The following is an 18,363-nucleotide window of genomic DNA, read 5'->3' as shown; positions in this document are numbered from 1 at the left end:
TAATTATTGCTCATCATTGGAATCGGAGAAATATCTAGCCTTAGCTTGTTCAGGGCTCATTAAAATTTCTCGAGCCTTACTGCCCATGCTAGGGCCAACGATTTTAAGATCTTCCATTGTATCTACAAGACGTGCCGCACGGGTGTAACCTATACGGAAACGACGTTGCAACATCGATACGGAAGCTTGACCAGATTCCATAACGAGATTGACAGCTCGCTCTAATAATTCATCGCGGTAAACATCATTAGCATCAGAAGATTCTTTTTCAGCTTCCTTTTCCACTTCTTGAGTTACCGTATTATCATATTCTGGTTCTCGTTGAGCTTTCACAAACTCTACAAGTTTTTCTACCTCATCATCAGAAATGAAGGCCCCTTGTACACGAATAGGTTTATTAGCACCAATCGGAGCAAATAACATATCCCCTTTACCCAATAGTTTCTCTGCTCCTGCCATATCAAGAATGGTACGGGAGTCAATTTGAGAGCCTACAGCAAAGGAAATACGGCTTGGTACATTAGCCTTGATAGAACCGGTAATAACATTAACAGATGGCCGTTGTGTCGCAAGAACCATGTGAATACCTGCGGCACGAGCCATTTGTGCTAAACGACTAATAGATTCTTCAATATCATCAGGAGCTGTCATCATAAGGTCAGCTAACTCGTCGATAATCAACACGATTAGTGGCATAGCAGCCTTAGGATGAGCTTCATTGTAGCTCTTGATATCGCGTTTACCAGATGCAGCAAACGCCTTATAACGAGCCTCCATTTCACGAACGGCCCAACGCAATACAGCTGCTGCTTTTTTCATATCCGTTACAACTGGAGCCATCAAGTGAGGGATCCCATTGTAAATAGACAATTCAACCATCTTAGGGTCGATTAATAATAACTTAACCTCTTCCGGTTTGCGGCTAAAGAGAATACTAGAAATTAATGTATTTACACATACGGATTTACCAGAGCCAGTTGTACCAGCTACGAGCAAGTGAGGCATCTTCGCAAGGTCTGTAATAACAGGCTTTCCTGCAATATCCTTACCAAGGCCGACAGGAATACCTCCACGAGCATCTTTAAAGTCACTGCAATCAAGTACATCGCGTAAATGAACGGCTTCTGTCGTTTTATTAGGGACCTCAATACCGATGGCAGATTTCCCTGGAATCGGAGCCTCCATACGAATATGTTGCGCTGCCAAATTGAGGGCAATATCATCTGTTAAATTAACGATACGACTCACTTTCACGCCTGGTGCAGGTTCAATTTCATAACGTGTAACAGTTGGGCCTTGTGTAGCATTAACAACCTTTGCAGTAATACCAAAGTCACTCAATACATGTTCAAGCATCATCGCATTTTGTGCTACTTCTTCACCATTGTTTTGACTCCCCTTCCCTTTCGCCAAAATATCTAGGCTTGGGAAATGGTAAGGTCTATCATAGGACCGATGAATCTGTCCATCTTTAGATACAGCTACTTGCGCCGTATCTTCTGTAGTACTAATAATGGACGGTACTTGTAAACCCATACCTGCCATACCGGCCCCGGCACTTACAGAGCTTGCAGCTGCACCCGTTCCTGGCACAGCGGAGGCAATAGCACCGTGATTCGTTTCTAATGGGCCTATTGTTGTATTTTGATAAGAGAATTCTGGTTCTTCATCATCAGAGTTTTCTACAGTTCCAACCTCATCTGAATACTCTTCATCTGGTGTATATGAATAGTCCTCATCTGGAACATATACATAATCATCACTCGTAGATCTATGCGTATCAGAGAATTGTTCAAAATTATCAGCTTCATAAGACTTAGCATCACCAGATGCTTCAGATATATTAGCCAATTGCTCAGCCGCACGATTACGTGCTTCTATCTCAGCCAATTCCTTCCAAGATGTAGGAGTTCTTTGTGACTCCATAGTAGTAACTGTATCTTCAATAGAATCAACATCTATAGCTGTGGTAGAGTCAAAAAGGTCTCTTCCAGTAGCAATGCCTTGTTTTTCTAGTGCATCTAATGCTTGATCTGCCGCATCAGCAAAGCGTGTATCTTTTTCCCTGTTATAAGCTTTACGCTGTTCTGCCGCTTCTTTACGTTGTTCATTCCAATCTTCAAAGACTTCTTTTGCAACAGCAACCTTCTCGGCAGCTACCTCTTTTGCAACATCAAGGCCAACCTGTGTTTTGTCCGCAGCCTTCTGTAATCCACTGCGCAAAGACAAACGTGTCACCAGTAATCCAAAAGCTATGAGTAAGAATACATCAAGAATAATAGCCCCTAGGTTACCTAACAGGGTACGAAGGAATGTAGCAATTGCGCCACCTACGAAACCACCTTGATTAGCTAGTTGCGTAGTAATGAGTTCCTGCCCCTCAGGAACGCGCCACAAGGGAACAAGAGCTAACAAAAATAGAAAAAACAAGGTCATTACAACGCCTCGTTTTGTAATGGAAATAAATGTATCCTTATATAATAATCTCCAACCTAACCAGAAAACGCATAAACAAGGAATAATACCCCCCAGGCCAAAGCCATAACGGAATATACCTGTTAAAATCTGTCCCACAAGGCCGAGTTCAAAGCCGAAAAAGCCCAGAAAGGAAATCACAGCAAAGGCAATGACAATAAGGCCTTTCACTTCGCTGCGCAAAGAAAAGCTTTGAGACTTTGATTGCTGTTTTGTACTTGTTCGCTTACGGCGTGTGTTGCGTCTTTTGGTGGAAGTATTTTCTTCTGCCATAAATCTATACAAACCCCTTACTTATATAACATTACAGTAAATTAACTTATCATTATATTATAGCATATATCGTAATATTAAGTTAATTTTTACAACGTTTCTCCCAGTCGTGAAGTAACTGTTCCTCAGTCCCTCTCTTTATGCCCTTATAGTAGGTTGCATCAACTAGAGGCGTTGGTAAATACTGCTGTTTTACAAATCCATTAGGATAATTATGGGCATACTTATAAGCTTTGCCATGGCCTAATTTACTAGCCCCGCTATAGTGACTATCTTTCAAATGATCCGGTACTTGTCCACAATCCTTATGTCGCACATCAGATATCGCGGCATCAATAGCTACATAAGCAGAATTACTTTTAGGTGCGAGAGCAACATAGCACGCAGCCTCAGATAATATAATGCGCGCCTCAGGAAAACCTACCATATGAGCCGCTTGAGCCGCTGCATTGGCAAGTATAAGAGCTTGTGGGTCCGCAAGTCCTACATCCTCTGCTGCACAAATAACAATACGACGAGCAATAAAATTAGGATCTTCTCCAGCTTCAATCATACGCGCTAAATAATGTACCGTTGCTTGCACATCGGAGCCACGCATACTTTTAATAAAAGCTGAAATTGTATCGTAATGACTGTCTCCTTTTTTATCATACGTATATATGCGACGACCTACGACCTTTTCAAGAACTTCAATAGTAATCGTCCCCTCATCGGGAACCATAGCTGCGGCTTGTTCAAGAATATTAAGAGCCATACGGCCATCACCATTAACGAAAATCCCCACATCTTCCAGAACTTCATCCGTTACCTGTAGATGGCGTTTGCCTAATCCCACTTCTTCATCGGTAATGGCGCGACGTAAAATTTGACCAATAGCCTTTGGTGTAAGTGCTTCTAATGTAATAAGACGCAAACGAGATAATAGCGGTCTATTAACCTCAAAGAATGGATTCTCTGTTGTAGCACCAATAAGGATAATAGTGCCATCCTCTACACAAGGTAACAACACATCTTGTTGGCTTTTATTAAAACGATGAATTTCATCGAGGAATAGAATTGTGCGTTGCTGTAAAGAACGAACTCGTTTGCGCGCGTCTTCAATGATGGTGCGCAACTCACCAATACCGGCGTTAGTAGCATTCAGGTTTACAAAATGGCTATTACTCACCTTAGCTATAATGCCAGCTAATGTAGTCTTACCCGTTCCACAAGGACCATAAAAAAGCATAGATGGTATTGTATCCTTCTCTACCATAGCTCTCAAGAAAGTCCCCTTACCTACGGCCTTCTCTTGACCATATAAATGATCTAGTTTAGTAGGACGCATTCGTACAGGAAGCGGCTCGTATGTATTTGTAGGTGTCATATCAAACAAACTATCCATTCTATCACCTCAATTCGCACTCAGTTTAACTATCGTAATTAAGTATCTATAACTATTCAATCAAAAAACAATTACTTCCCCGTCATAAAAGCCTAATAACATCAGTAACTCGGTAACACTGATAATATTGGCAAGACATTTATAACGTTTATGACATTTAGGACTCTTAAGATTTTAAAAAATTTAAATTCTTACCAAAGATATATTTATAGTATATGATATTTCAGTCTATTTTTACACGCAAAAAAGCCCCACCATGCCGTAATGTACCGCGTTTTGATCCTGCAAGGGCAGGTGGGTGTCCTCCTCATCCTGCAGTTGTCCCGTACGGGCGTAACGTTCAGACGAGAGTTCAGACTCCCAAAGTAAATGTGTTGGCTCAAAACTGCGATATCACACGCACATGGCAGGGATATCTTATACTTAAATAGTATCAGAAAGATTAGCAATTAACAAGTCTTGACATTTCGATTTTAATCAATTCTTGCCTATGTTTTTACACTAAAGATTGCTCTTGTTCTTCTTCTACATCGGATTTAATATGCAACTCTTTTAATTGCTTTGGTTCTACTTCAGATGGAGCTTGACTCATGATATCAGAAGCAGATTGAGTTTTAGGGAATGCGATTACGTCGCGGATAGATTGACGTTTTGCCATCAACATAACAAGACGATCAAGACCAAATGCACAACCTGCATGAGGAGGTGCACCATATTGGAATGCATCAAGCATGAAGCCGAATTTAGATCTTGCTTCTTCAATGGACAAGCCAATTGCTTTGAATACTTTTTCTTGTACGTCAGCTTGGTAGATACGCAAGGAACCGCCACCGATTTCTACGCCATTCAATACCATGTCGTAAGCAATCGCTTTTACATTACCAGGATCGGATTCTAATTTATCAAGATCCGCATGGCGTGGCATTGTGAATGGATGGTGCATTGCTACATAACGTTTTTCATCTTCGTTATATTCGAACATAGGGAAATCAGTTACCCATGTGAATGCCAATTTATCTTGGTCAATCATGTTCATACGACGTGCCATTTCAAGGCGTAGTTCACCTAATGCACGTGCCACAGTTGCAGGTTTATCAGCAATCATCAATACGAGGTCGCCACCTTTAGCGCCCATTTTTTCACCGATATTGCGAATTGTATCTTCACCTAAGAACTTCATAATTTGAGACTTGATGGAACCATCTTCGTTGAAGCAAGCCCATGCAAGGCCTTTGGCGCCGTAACGATTTACATATTCAACAAGGTCGTCAAGTTCACGGCGAGGAATGCCAGCATCACCAGGTACAACAATACCTTTAACTACGCCACCATTGTCGATTACAGAGCGGAATACTTTGAATTCTGTATCTTTTACAAGATCAGTTACATCAGTAAACGCCATATCAAAACGAAGATCCGGCTTATCAGAGCCGTATTTATCCATTGCTTCGTCCCATGTAATACGAGGCATAGGCAAAGAAATTTCTTTACCTAATGCAGTTTTAAATACATGAGCAATCATCTCTTCAAGCAATGCATAAATATCTTCTTCATCAACGAAGGACATTTCTAAGTCGAGCTGAGTGAACTCAGGTTGACGGTCTGCGCGCAAATCTTCATCGCGGAAGCAACGAACGATTTGGAAATATTTTTCATAACCAGCAACCATCAAGATTTGTTTGAAAATTTGTGGAGATTGTGGCAACGCATAGAATGTACCAGCATTTACACGAGACGGCACTAGATAGTCACGAGCGCCTTCTGGTGTAGATTTAGTAAGCATTGGCGTTTCAATTTCCAAGAAATCGCGGCTATCGAAGAAGTCGCGCATTGCTTTAGTTACTTTGTGACGCAAAATCAAGTTGCGTTGCATTTCTGGACGACGTAAGTCAAGGTAACGATATTTCAAGCGAATATTTTCATCTACATCGATATCATCTTGGATATAGAAAGGAGGAGTTTTAGCGGAATTCAATACGCGCAACTCTTCACAGAACATTTCGTATGCACCTGTAGGAAGGTTTGGATTAATAGCAGCCTCATCACGTTTTGTAATCTTACCACGTACACAAAGCACATATTCATTACGAACATCCTCTGCTTTGTGGAACGATTCTATGTTATGATCTGGGGATGCCACTACTTGTACTACACCAGAACGATCGCGTAAATCCAAGAAAATCAAACCACCATGGTCACGACGGCGTTCAACCCATCCACATAATACGACCTCTTTACCTACCTCTTGTTCAGAGATGGTTCCACAACCGTGCGTACGGTGTAAGCCTTGCATTGTTTCCATTCTAATTGTCATCCTTTCACCAAAGAAGTTATACGTTCAGCCACTGTATCAAGAGATACAGTCTCTTGTTCACTAGTATCCATGAATCGAATTATGGCTTCTTTACGAGCCAATTCATCATCACCCAATATAATAACATATTTCGCATTAATTTTGTTAGCGTATTTTAATTGTGCCTTCATACTCTTGCCCTGCCCGTCCATTTCAACGGTAATATATTCATCATGTAAGGCTTGGCAAATTTTGAAAGCCTCTACCTTAGCCGCATCACCAAGAGCGACTACGAATACAGATGGTTCTACAGTTGGCTCAGGCAATAAGTTTTGTTTTTCAAGAGCTAATAGTAAACGCTCCATGCCCATAGCAAAACCGATAGCTGGAGTATGAGGTCCATCGAGCTCTTCTACGAGACCATCGTAACGGCCACCACCGGCTACAGCACTTTGAGCACCTAAAGGAGTATATTGTACCTCAAAGGCTGTCTTTGTATAGTAATCAAGGCCACGTACGAGACGAGGATTTAAAGTATATTGCACATTAGCAGCTGTTAAATAAGTCTTTAATTCTTCAAAGTGATCATGACACTCTTCACATAAATGTTCGTGAATTTCAGGAGCACCTATGGACAAGGATTTACATGTTTCATTTTTACAATCCAGTATACGCAAAGGGTTTTTGTACAAACGTTCTTGGCAGTCGCTACATAATTGTTCCTTTTTAGGTTCAAAGAAAGCGATTAATTTTTCACGATATACAGGACGACATGTCGGACAACCTACGGAATTTACCTCTACATTGAGATCTTTAAGTCCAAAATCTTTTAACAACTGCACAACCATGCAGATAACTTCGCTATCCACTACTGGAGATTGAGAGCCTAATACCTCAGCACCAAATTGGTGAAATTGACGGTAACGGCCTGCTTGCGGTTTATCATGACGGAACATAGGGCCCATATAATACCATTTGGTGAGACCTTCTTTACCATATACTTTATTTTCTAAATATGCGCGCACAGCAGACGCCGTATTTTCAGGGCGTAAGGTAAAGCTAGAACCACCGTCATCTCCGGTGGTAAAGGTGTACATCTCTTTTTGTACTACATCTGTAGTTTCACCGATACCTCGCAAAAATAATTTAGTTTCTTCAAAGGCAGGTGTGCGAATTTCATTGAACCCATATACTTTACAAATTTCGCGCATACGTTGTTCAATATAATGCCAATGTATCATCTGTTCTGGCAAAAAGTCTTGTGTACCTCTTGGTTTTCTTATAGCCATTACACAACCTCCCAAAATCTTTCACAAATTCTATGTCGTTTCTCTAAAAGTGCATCTATCGTTTCGTGATAAACATCTACGTCTTTTGGCATATGCTGTTTAAGTTGACGGTATTCAGGGGCTCGCATCCACTTAGACGAGCTGCCAGGCCCCATAGATAGAATACTCTGCCGTTCTTCCATGATCTGAATATTATATTCACACGCTTTGCCAGGCAAGGTATAGCCAATATTCTCTAACTGCCCTCTCATATATTGTTGGCGATATAAATAATATGGCACATAACCAGCCGCTTCAAGACGCTCTTTACCATATTGTACCATTTCCGCCACAAGATGTTCTTCAGGAATATCATCTTCCATATGTAAATCGTACAACGGGCTACCACGTTTTAATGCTAACGTATGAATTGTAACATTTTCCGGCAGATTTTGACATACATAATCCATATTCTCTCTCATGTTTGGCATTGTTTGGTTAGGCAAGCCTGCAATAAAATCCATATTTACAGATAGTGATGTATTGTTTTTTACATATTGTAAAAGTTCATCAACATCCTGTACGCTATGACCGCGCCCAATACGACGCAAAATATCATCTTGCATCGTTTGCGGGTTAATGCTAATACGATTCACACCTAACTCAAGCATGGAACGTAGCTTTGTAGGATTAACAGAATCAGGTCGTCCTGCCTCTACAGTAAATTCATGATCTTCTGGTACGAGTAGAGACAACTGTTTTAGAACCTGGTGAAAGTCTTCATCCTTTAGCACTGTCGGAGTACCACCGCCCATATAGAGGGTATCTACGGTTAGATTATAAGATTGGATAATGGCTTTCATATCTTCTACATCACGGGTTAAAGCCCTTAGAAATTGACTTTTACCAGCATAATCCTGATAGAGACCATATGGAAACGAGCAATATACGCAACGCGTGTCACAGAAAGGAATACCACAATAGAGGCTTACCTTTTTATCATCTGTATCAGATAGAAATGGACGTTGATACTCGCCAATGGCCCCCAAAGTAGCAAGCTTTTCTATAGACACAGAAAACTCGTCCCGAATGTGACGAGTTGCTGCGTGGACAGAGCCATATGTATCTATATATTTATGTAGTAGCTTTGTAGGGCGCACACCTACCATGGTTCCCCACGGAGCCTCAGCAGGTAAGCCTTGATATTCACGCAAATAGCGCAACAAGGCTTGTCCAATTTGGCGACGCCCCATAGAGGAAACAGGGCCTTCAAAAATCTGAACTGTATCACCAATGATAACAGTTAATGTGTACAGCCCTTCCACTTCATGCGCTTCAAGGATAACCTCTGGATGTACCTTATCAGAAAAGAGTCCCGCCGCGCCACAGTTATGAGCTACTACGGAGCCAAGTGGTAATGGACCCGTATATAGATATCCATTAACCATGATGGGACATACGCTCAAGCTTTTCTAATTCTGCTTCAGTCATATGATTTTGGCAATCACTACAGTAACCATATACTTTCAATTGATGATCAATGGTACGGAAGTTTAATTTCTTAGCAATAATAGACTCCAATGTTTCAAGCATGTCGTCTTCAAACTCGGATACTTTACCACACTTTACGCAAATCAAATGATGATGGAAATGAGCGAACTCTTCGTCATTTAATTCATAGCGATTACGGCCATCGCCAAAATCAAGACGTTTTAACAAATCAAGTTCTGTGAAGAGATCAAGAGTTCTGTAAATTGTTGCTAACCCGATATCAGGTGCCACCTCTTTTACAAGAACATATACATCTTCAGCACTCAAGTGATTTTCATCAGCATCGATGAATGCTTGCAAAATTGTTTGACGTTGAGTTGTCAATTTGTACTTTTTGTCTTTAATGCGTTCTTTTAATTTTTCTAATGTTGTGTTCATAATAAATTTCCCCTCGACTGTAAAAAATAATTCGTTTAAACCTACTGACCAACGAATGGGTTGTATTGTTTTTCATACCCTATATTTGTTTCCGGTCCATGACCAGGATAAACCATTGTATTATCAGGCAATCTATATAGCTGAGTCTTAATCGATGATATCAGGGTCTCATAAGAACCATTTGGAAAATCTGTACGGCCTACGGAATCCCTGAATAGAGTATCCCCTACAAATACAAGACCTTCCATGTAATAACACACCCCTCCTGGCGTATGACCTGGTGTTTCTAGCACCTCAAGATCGATATCACCACATGTAATGTGATCACCTTGTTTGACCTCGATGATTTCCGCTTTTACCTTAATTGGCGTTGGATTGCTATAAACACTGAGATTAAGTTCAGGATCAGATAAATACGGTACATCGCCTTTATGAATATATACAGGCACATGATAGGTGTTTACAATCTCTTGAATGCCACCAATATGATCTCCATGACCATGTGTCAGTACAACCGCCTTCGGCTTTAAGTCATGTTTTTTTAGCGCATCTAGTACTTCAGCTGTTGCAGGATCGATAATGAAAGCTTCACCTATCGCTTTATCACCGATAACATAGCAATTTGTTCCTAGTGGACCTAAAGGCATGCGCATAAGCACTAATTGTTGTTCGCTCATTAAGCCCCTCCTTTACTACGTTGAACAGTATACACTTCACGAATACGACGCAATTTAGTCATTACGAAATCTAGTTGCGAAATATCCCGAATATCAACCACCAAATTGATGCTTACATTTTTTGTATCTTCTTGAACCTTAGCATTGATGTTAGTAATGGTGATTTTCAATTCTGAAAGCACCGCCATAACCTCCATGAGAATACCAGCTCGATCATAAGCTTGAATATCAATACCTACGTGGAAAGATTCGCCAGAAGAACCGTCCCAAGAGACTTCTATCATCCGCTCTAAGTCTTCAGGAGAATGGCCCATGCTAGGGCAATCACAGCGGTGAATAGAAACACCACGACCACGGGTTATGTAACCTATAATATCATCACCAGGTACAGGATTACAGCATTTCGCCATACGCACCATCACACCAGCTTCACCTTTTACGAGAACACCAGTGCCATTTTTAGTTTTCTTTTGTCCTTGAGATTTTAATTTCTCAATAATTTGCTCTGTACTGCGCTTAGATTCCTCTACCTCTTTAGACTTTTTATAAAGTTCAATTAAACGCAAGAGAACCGTGCTTACAGGAATGCCGCCATAGCCACAGGCTGCAAACATTTCCTCTTCTGTACCGGCTTTAAGTTGTTTCGTTACATGTTGTAAACGGTTGTCTGCACATAATTCTTTCCAACTATGATTCAATCGTTTCGCTTCTTTTTCAAGAGCTTCTAAGCCTTTTTCAATATTTTCAGCTTTATTTTCGCGCTTGAACCAATTGCGAATTTTGCTCTTACTTTCAGAAGAACCTACGATATTCAACCAATCAAGGCTAGGACGACCTGTTTTAGATGTGATGATATCAACAATATCACCATTTTGCAAGGTATAATCCAACGGCACAATTTTGCCGTTTACCTTAGCACCAACACAATGATGACCTACATCGGTATGAACTCGATAGGCAAAGTCAAGCGGTACAGAGCCTATTGGCAACTTAACAACATCGCCCTTTGGCGTAAATACAAATACCTCACCAGAGAAAACGTCTAATTTCAAAGCATTAACGAGTTCCGTTGGATTACTAGTATCTTGCCATTCAAGAACCTGGCGCAGCCATGCAACCTTTTGATCAAATTCTTTATCGCCGTTTTTATTTCCTTCTTTATATCGCCAGTGAGCAGCCACACCATATTCAGATACACGGTGCATTTCCCAAGTACGGATTTGAATCTCTACCGGTTGCCCCATCGTGCCGATAACGGTTGTATGCAAGGATTGATACATATTAGACTTCGGCATGGAAATATAATCTTTGAAGCGATAAGGCAATGGCTTCCACAAGCTATGTGCAATGCCAAGTACTGCATAACAATCAGGGATGCTATCAACGATCACACGAACGGCAAGCAAATCATAAATTTGGGATAAATCACGATTGTCCTTTTTCATCTTCTTATAAATACTGTAGAAATGTTTTGGACGACCTTTGATATCCGCCTTGATATGAGCTTCACTTAAGGCCTTTGTAAGTTGCCTCATCGTATCATTAACGATGTCTTCCCTGACTTGGCGTTTTTGTTTCATTTGATCGACTAGATCATAGTATTTTTCCGGCTCTAAATAACGGAAGGATAAATCTTCCAACTCCCATTTCACATTAAAGATACCAAGACGATGTGCCAAAGGTGCAAAGATTTCTAGGGTTTCCTTAGCAATACGTTTTTGTTTGTCACTACGCATATGCTTTAAGGTGCGCATATTATGTAAGCGATCACCCAATTTAATAACTACGACACGTACGTCCTTCGCCATAGCTAAAATCATCTTTCGATAGTTTTCCATTTGGCGATCTTCTTTTGTTTCATACTGGAATTGGTTTAATTTTGTTACCCCATCAACGAGGAATGCTACTTCAGAGCCAAACATCTCCTCTAGGTCTTCCTTCGAGTAAGATGTATCTTCAACCACATCATGCATAAGAGCTGCCATGAGTGTAATATGGTCGATTTGTAAATGTGCCAAAATATCAGCTACAGCTAAAGGATGCATGATATACGGTTCACCGGAAGCTCTAAACTGACCTTCATGAGCCTTATCAGCAAGCTCAAAAGCTTTCAATACTTGGCCACACTCATCATCTGTTAAATACGTATGGATATACTCCATAAACTCGGCTAAGGCTTTACTTTTATCAAATGTACTTTGTTCCACTAAAGCTTTGCCTTCTTCATTTACAGTTGTCATGATGTCACCTCCTATACACTATAAGTAAGGAATGTTACGGATGTGACAAGATCTAATTTTCCTTCAATGGCGTTCCATCTAAGCATTAATTGACCATCATCACTTGTATATTCTTCAACAATGCCCAATTCTTTAAATACATCAATAGATGTTAGAGCACTGCGATTATTCTGATCTGCCGGCTTACGGCGCAATATATCTTGTTCTACATTATAAACCGATTGACTACGACCTCGCATGGACTGTTTTATTATGACATACATTTGTCTAAGCCCTTCTGTAGAAAGCTTAATCGGCTCTTCAGTCAATGGTTCAATAGCTTGAATCATGAGTTGCGGAGAAACCATGCCTTGCCATTCATTCTTTTGCAAAGAAAATGCCACTTTTACCACAGTTCCCACAAAGATAAATTTAAATAAGTCTGGACGATTCCAAGCTATAGCATCTAATGTACCATTCGAAGTTTCAAATATTATCTTACAATGATTTTTTAATTGGCCCATGAGCATAATATCTTGCACGGTAGCTTCCATAATAGCAAAGACTGGCGTGCTATTGGCCATTCCATAAGGTTCAAGGTCTGATACGCGGTCAATGATATCGACATCGATATCATCAACAGGTAGTTCCGCATCAATAGCAACCACAGGAATATATTCCTCATCTGTAATAACTGCTTTGCAATACTTGGTTAACCGTTCTCGTAACTCATCAATACGATTTGCATCGATGCTAAAGCCTGCTGCCGCAGCATGCCCGCCAAACTGTAGCAAGATATCCTCACAAGATTTTAATGCATCATATATGTTAAAGCCATCTATACTACGGCACGAGCCTTTACCAACGCCATCATGAATACTGATGACTAAGGTTGGCTTGTAAAACTCCTCTACTAGACGAGAAGCAACAATACCAATGACTCCTGGATGCCACTCTTCGCCGGCCACAATAGTTACATAATCAGCTTTATGTCCTTGATTAGCTACATCAACACGAGCCAACTCATGAATATTTCGTTCTAACTCTTGTCGTTCACGGTTCGTTTCATTTAGTTCCTCCGCAATTGCCTCTACTATATCCTCGTCATCGGTCACAAGTAATTCAACTGCACGCGTTGCATGCGTTACGCGACCCGCTGCATTAAGACGAGGTGCTAAGGTAAAACCAATATGTCCAGATGTAATAGTTCGTTCATGAAGCCCAGCTACATCAATAAGCTTTTTAATCCCCAAGTTAGGTTCCCTATTCATCTTCTCAAGGCCTGATTTTACAATGATACGGTTCTCACCGACCAAAGGCACTACATCTGCCACAGTGCCAAGTGCAACGATATCTAAATCATCTAAGTACCATTCTCCGTGCTTTGTAAGCCACAAGGCTTGGCATAACTTAAAAGCAACACCTACTCCAGATAAGTTTTTATCCTTATATGGACAGTCCTTTTGCTTATGATTTATAACGGCCTTGGCTCGTGGAATCATATCAGGAGCCGTATGGTGATCCGTAATAATCATATCGATGCGGTCTCGTACAGCCTCTACAATATCGTAAGAACTAATGCCGCAGTCTACAGTAATGACTAAAGCCGTTCCCCGTTCAATAAGGTGCTCTAAAGCCTCTAAATTGAGGCCATACCCTTCACTTTGACGTTCTGGTATGTAATAGGTAACATCGGCACCTAATTTCTTTAAAAATCGATAAAGTACTGATGTTGCAGTAATACCATCTACATCATAATCACCATAAATGACGATTGGTTTGTGACTTTCAATTGTTTCCAGAACTAGTGAAACAGCCACATCCATATCTTTTAATGTAAATGGATCTAACAAATCTGACAAAGTACCTTGTAAAAACTGACGACCTTCGTCTACATCAATGTGACGATTCACCATTAATTTAGCCACAATAGGGTTTACACCAAGTTCACGGATTAAGATATTCTCTTTCTCTTGATCACCTTTACAAAGGCGCCAACGTTTTTTCTTAATCATCATATCCCTCAGTAGTTTATAATCAATATTATTCTTGAATTCAACGTATTATCATTATCATTTTTATTTATTATACCTTAAAATGCAAATAAAATAAACTATTTTATATATTTTATTCTCATTTAAAGCTTGCTATTTTCTCAACAAGAAAGAGCCTCCTATTATCAATAGGAGGCTCCATATCAGTGAATTCCTTAGAACCGGAAGTCCCGTTCGCCGTCTTTCATCTGTGCAATATAAGCTTTAGCTTTATCTTTAACTAAATCATTTTTGATATTTTCTAACTGTTGTTCAATAACCTTAGAACCATGAGCCTTAGTTTCATCATTGCCGTAATCCATGATATATTCGTTCAATGTCATCAACGCATTTGGTTGACAACAGTTGTGAATTTGACCGGATTTTGCAAGAGCCATGAATCGATCCCCAGTTCTACCTGCACGATAACAAGCAGTACAGAAGCTTGGAACATACCCAAGGTCTAGCAACCAGTTAACGATTTCATCTAATGTACGCGTATCACTACGATCGAATTGTGCCGTATTATCTTCTGGCTTTTCTTCTTCTTTGTAACCACCTACACTAGTACGAGATCCACCACTAATTTGGGAGATACCTAATGCCAAGCCACGTTCACGCATGGATTGACTTTCACGAGTGGACATAATCATACCTGTATACGGTGTGGAGACGCGGATAAGAGCAACAATTTTTTCAAATACATCATCAGGTACAGCATTACTGAAATCATCTACATCGATATCATCCGCTGGACAAATACGAGGTACAGAAATAGTATGTGGACCTACCCCATACACAGCCTCTAAATGTTCTGCGTGCATCAACAAACCAACGAAATCGTATTTATAATGTTCCAAACCATAAAGAACTCCGATGCCTACATCATCAATACCACCTTGCATAGCGCGGTCCATCGCCTCTGTATGGTAGGCGTAGTCGCTCTTAGGGCCTGTAGGATGTAAAGCTTCATAGTTTTCTTTATTATATGTTTCTTGGAATAATGTATACGTGCCAATACCAGCTTCATGTAATTTTTTGTAGTCCTCAACGGAACAAGCTGCAATATTTACGTTTACACGGCGGATTTCACCATTTTTATTTTTGATACTGTAAATCGTCTTGATGGATTCCAAAATATATTCCAGTGGATTATTAAGAGGATCTTCACCAGACTCAATTACAATACGCTTATGGCCCATCGCTTCTAACGCAATAACCTCTTCTCTGATTTGGTCTTGCGTTAATTTTTTACGTTTAATATCGCGGTTTTTGGAGTGGTACGGACAATACACACATCCATTGATACAATAGTTAGACAAGTATAACGGTGCAAATAGAACAATACGATCGCCGTAGATAGCCTTCTTGATTTCCTTTGCTAAAGCAAAAAGCTTTTCCTTATATTCAGGTAACGGACATTCTAAGAGAACTGCTGCTTCTCGGTGGTTTAATCCCTTAAATGTAGCAGCTTTCGCTAAAATAGCATCTAACAACTCCCTATTTTCCTTGTTTTCCTCTGCATAGGCAAGTGTGTCAAGGATTTCCTGATGGGAAATAAATTCCTCCGCCTTTGGAGATTTTACATCATACATAGTACTTACCTCAAATCTTTCTAGTGGCAATGCCACCCCTCTTTAGGTTTATGAAAGTATATGACAACCAGTCTTCTGGTATTTCACTGATACTGTACATAGTATACCACTATTCCTACTAAAAAGCACAGGAATTTGATACATGCAAAAAGGTTGCCACCTCATAAGAGGAAGCAACCTTTATATCATGGGAGTTTCTAATCTATATCGATTATCTATATCGAACATGACTAAAATGTATGTATGTATTTTTACACGAGATAAACCCTTACATAATAGTACTAACTATATATTACAAATGTATTTAGTCCTATTCTCCCCATGTATCATACAGCTCTTTCATAGCACGTTCTTTCGCAATAATACCATGGGCCATCCACAAAGTACTATCCACTTGCAATACATGATCGGCTTTTACAGCAGGCAAATTTTTCCACAACTCATCTTTTTTAAGATTTGCCAATCGTTGGTCTGCTACACCTTGATTATTAGCACTAGAAGCACCGTAACCAGCAGAAACGATTAAATAGCCTGCATCAAGATCGGGTAATCGCTCTAAAGAAATCGCATTGTTCGTAGGGTTAAGTTCTGTTTCTAATACCATATCAGGCGGTTTAATATTAAGTAATTCAGCCATAAAGACATTCAAATCGCTTTTCATATACGGATACAATCGTATTTCTTTATTTAAAATTCTTAGAAAAGCTACGGTTTCCCCTTGCATATGTTCAGCTAAAGCTATCCGTGTTTTCTTAGCCTGTGAATAATATTCTTTCAAACGAGCTTCCCCTTTTTCAGGGACCCCAAGTGCTTTAGCAATAGTTAGTAGTGCAACTTCTTCCTTATTTACGTTGACAGAAATGGTTGGAGCAATTTTAGAAAGTGCATTATATGCCGCTTTGCCATAAGAGTCACGCATAATAATCAAATCCGGTTTTAAAGCCTGAATCTGCTCATAGTTGATAGTCTTTGTTTCATCATTAATACTAAAATTTTGAACATTACGATTACTTAATTCATTATAAAGATAGCTTTTTTCATTAAAATTTGCCCCTATAAAAGATTCATCTAATGCAATCATAGGATCTTCTGTCCGAACAACCACGATACGTTTATGTTCTTTGGGCATAACTGTTGTCCCGAGCTTATGAGTGACAATAATCTTATCTCCTTCAACAGTAACAATTTTATCTGCTGCCTTTTGGATAGCCGTTAATCGCTTCTTAAACTCTTTATCAATGTCTTTCGGATCATTTGACCGTTCAAGGGCTGTTTTTACCTTATCATCAAGATTAGCATAGATAGCTTCATGAGTCATACCATTTTCCTGTGGACCACATCCTGCAATTCCCATGAGCATACAAGCCCCCAAAAGACCAGAAATTAACAAACGCTTCATACTACACCTCACGTGCCGTATGGCCATAATTTTTCATAGAATAAGGAATACAGAACGGACGATCTGTCTTAGGGTCATTCATGATTGTAGAATCTACACCAAATACATCCTTCAACATTTCATTATGGAAGATAGTATGAGGCGTACCTTCGTATTGAATTTTTCCATCCTTCATGGCAACTAAATTATCAGCAAAACGAGCGGCTTCATTAAGTTCGTGAATAACCATAACAATCGTTTTGTTATAAGCTTTATTCAAATGCTCTACTAAATGTAATACATCCATTTGGTGAGATACATCAAGGAAGCTAGTAGGCTCGTCAAGGAATAGAATGTCTGTATTTTGAGCGATAGCCATGGCAATCCATGCGCGTTGCCGTTGCCCCCCAGACATATTTGTAATGCCACGATCTGCAAACTGAAGTAATTCAGTCTCCTTCAAAGCCCACTCTACAATTTCTTTATCCTCTTTTGTAGTACGGGCAAATAAGCTGCCTTGATGCGGTGCACGACCGTACATAACAAGTTCACGAACTGTAATTTCACCAGGTGCCGTTGGATTTTGAGGCAAAATAGCAACCTTTTTTGCTAGTTCTCTACTACCATAAGAACCGATAGATTTACCATCTAGTAAGACATCGCCATCCATTGGTCGAATAATACGACAAATAGTTTTTAGTAAAGTAGATTTACCACAACCATTAGCACCAATTAATGCTGTTACCTTGCCTTCTGGAATCGTAAGATTTAAGTTCTCTATAATTTTTGTATCACCGTAACCAGTAGTTAGGTTTTTAACTTCTAATTTCATTTATATT

General features: G+C 39.9%; 12 protein-coding genes and 1 other RNA gene. All 13 read right to left on the bottom strand.

What is annotated here, in order from left to right:
* Window positions 1–3: 3 nt before the first annotated feature.
* The gene (locus E7A03_RS00470; RefSeq protein ID WP_316073551.1) at window positions 4–2,748 is read right to left on the bottom strand and encodes an FtsK/SpoIIIE family DNA translocase; all 2,745 of its coding nucleotides are present in this window, start codon (window positions 2,746–2,748) and stop codon (window positions 4–6) included.
* Window positions 2,749–2,830: 82 nt separating this feature from the next.
* Window positions 2,831–4,132, bottom strand: a complete 1,302-nt coding sequence (locus tag E7A03_RS00465) for a replication-associated recombination protein A (RefSeq protein WP_024061969.1) — start codon at window positions 4,130–4,132, stop codon at window positions 2,831–2,833.
* A 244-nt stretch (window positions 4,133–4,376) separates the two neighbouring features.
* Window positions 4,377–4,548: non-coding RNA, 6S RNA (ssrS, locus tag E7A03_RS00460), on the bottom strand.
* Window positions 4,549–4,628: 80 nt separating this feature from the next.
* Window positions 4,629–6,434, bottom strand: a complete 1,806-nt coding sequence (gene aspS, locus E7A03_RS00455) for an aspartate--tRNA ligase (RefSeq protein WP_287509091.1) — start codon at window positions 6,432–6,434, stop codon at window positions 4,629–4,631.
* Between the two features lie 8 nt (window positions 6,435–6,442).
* Window positions 6,443–7,714 (bottom strand): histidine--tRNA ligase, encoded by a 1,272-nt coding sequence (gene hisS, locus E7A03_RS00450; protein WP_101928408.1) that lies wholly within the window; start codon window positions 7,712–7,714, stop codon window positions 6,443–6,445.
* A complete protein-coding gene (gene hemZ / locus E7A03_RS00445; protein ID WP_287509089.1) occupies window positions 7,714–9,141 on the bottom strand; it encodes a coproporphyrinogen dehydrogenase HemZ in 1,428 nt (475 codons plus the stop codon). Before hemZ ends, hisS begins: the two co-directional genes overlap by 1 nt.
* A complete protein-coding gene (locus E7A03_RS00440) occupies window positions 9,134–9,622 on the bottom strand; it encodes a Fur family transcriptional regulator (protein WP_004696420.1) in 489 nt (162 codons plus the stop codon). Before E7A03_RS00440 ends, hemZ begins: the two co-directional genes overlap by 8 nt.
* 41 nt (window positions 9,623–9,663) lie before the next feature.
* Window positions 9,664–10,299, bottom strand: coding sequence for an MBL fold metallo-hydrolase (locus tag E7A03_RS00435; RefSeq protein ID WP_287509087.1), 636 nt, complete (start codon window positions 10,297–10,299; stop codon window positions 9,664–9,666).
* A complete protein-coding gene (locus tag E7A03_RS00430; RefSeq protein ID WP_205112504.1) occupies window positions 10,299–12,539 on the bottom strand; it encodes a RelA/SpoT family protein in 2,241 nt (746 codons plus the stop codon). The genes E7A03_RS00435 and E7A03_RS00430 overlap by 1 nt, the downstream gene beginning before the upstream one ends.
* Window positions 12,540–12,550: 11 nt before the next feature.
* Window positions 12,551–14,533, bottom strand: a complete 1,983-nt coding sequence (gene recJ / locus E7A03_RS00425; RefSeq protein WP_077708569.1) for a single-stranded-DNA-specific exonuclease RecJ — start codon at window positions 14,531–14,533, stop codon at window positions 12,551–12,553.
* Between the two features lie 194 nt (window positions 14,534–14,727).
* Window positions 14,728–16,146: a [FeFe] hydrogenase H-cluster radical SAM maturase HydG gene (hydG, locus tag E7A03_RS00420; RefSeq protein WP_077708570.1), complete on the bottom strand. Its 1,419-nt coding sequence runs from the start codon at window positions 16,144–16,146 to the stop codon at window positions 14,728–14,730.
* Between the two features lie 310 nt (window positions 16,147–16,456).
* Window positions 16,457–17,545 carry an ABC transporter substrate-binding protein gene (locus E7A03_RS00415; RefSeq protein WP_024061977.1) on the bottom strand — a complete coding sequence of 363 codons (1,089 nt, stop codon included), beginning with the start codon at window positions 17,543–17,545 and terminating at the stop codon, window positions 16,457–16,459.
* 1 nt (window position 17,546) lies between these two features.
* Window positions 17,547–18,356 (bottom strand): ABC transporter ATP-binding protein, encoded by an 810-nt coding sequence (locus E7A03_RS00410; RefSeq protein WP_120055415.1) that lies wholly within the window; start codon window positions 18,354–18,356, stop codon window positions 17,547–17,549.
* Window positions 18,357–18,363 lie beyond the last annotated feature (7 nt).

It is taken from the genome of Veillonella parvula (assembly GCF_032472435.1).
Classification (GTDB): Bacteria; Bacillota; Negativicutes; order Veillonellales; family Veillonellaceae; genus Veillonella; species Veillonella parvula_N.
The sequence above is the reverse complement of the archived record's forward strand: the minus strand, read 5'-3'. Positions and strand labels throughout refer to the sequence as shown.

Excerpts from the sequence above, each read along its gene's own strand:
- E7A03_RS00470 (WP_316073551.1), bottom strand. The coding sequence starts at position 2,748 with ATGGCAGAAGAAAATACTTCCACCAAAAGACGCAACACACGCCGTAAG.
- E7A03_RS00465 (WP_024061969.1), bottom strand. The coding sequence starts at position 4,132 with ATGGATAGTTTGTTTGATATGACACCTACAAATACATACGAGCCGCTT.
- aspS (WP_287509091.1), bottom strand. The coding sequence starts at position 6,434 with ATGGAAACAATGCAAGGCTTACACCGTACGCACGGTTGTGGAACCATC.
- hisS (WP_101928408.1), bottom strand. The coding sequence starts at position 7,714 with ATGGCTATAAGAAAACCAAGAGGTACACAAGACTTTTTGCCAGAACAG.
- hemZ (WP_287509089.1), bottom strand. The coding sequence starts at position 9,141 with ATGGTTAATGGATATCTATATACGGGTCCATTACCACTTGGCTCCGTA.
- E7A03_RS00440 (WP_004696420.1), bottom strand. The coding sequence starts at position 9,622 with ATGAACACAACATTAGAAAAATTAAAAGAACGCATTAAAGACAAAAAG.
- E7A03_RS00435 (WP_287509087.1), bottom strand. The coding sequence starts at position 10,299 with ATGAGCGAACAACAATTAGTGCTTATGCGCATGCCTTTAGGTCCACTA.
- E7A03_RS00430 (WP_205112504.1), bottom strand. The coding sequence starts at position 12,539 with ATGACAACTGTAAATGAAGAAGGCAAAGCTTTAGTGGAACAAAGTACA.
- recJ (WP_077708569.1), bottom strand. The coding sequence starts at position 14,533 with ATGATTAAGAAAAAACGTTGGCGCCTTTGTAAAGGTGATCAAGAGAAA.
- hydG (WP_077708570.1), bottom strand. The coding sequence starts at position 16,146 with ATGTATGATGTAAAATCTCCAAAGGCGGAGGAATTTATTTCCCATCAG.
- E7A03_RS00415 (WP_024061977.1), bottom strand. The coding sequence starts at position 17,545 with ATGAAGCGTTTGTTAATTTCTGGTCTTTTGGGGGCTTGTATGCTCATG.
- E7A03_RS00410 (WP_120055415.1), bottom strand. The coding sequence starts at position 18,356 with ATGAAATTAGAAGTTAAAAACCTAACTACTGGTTACGGTGATACAAAA.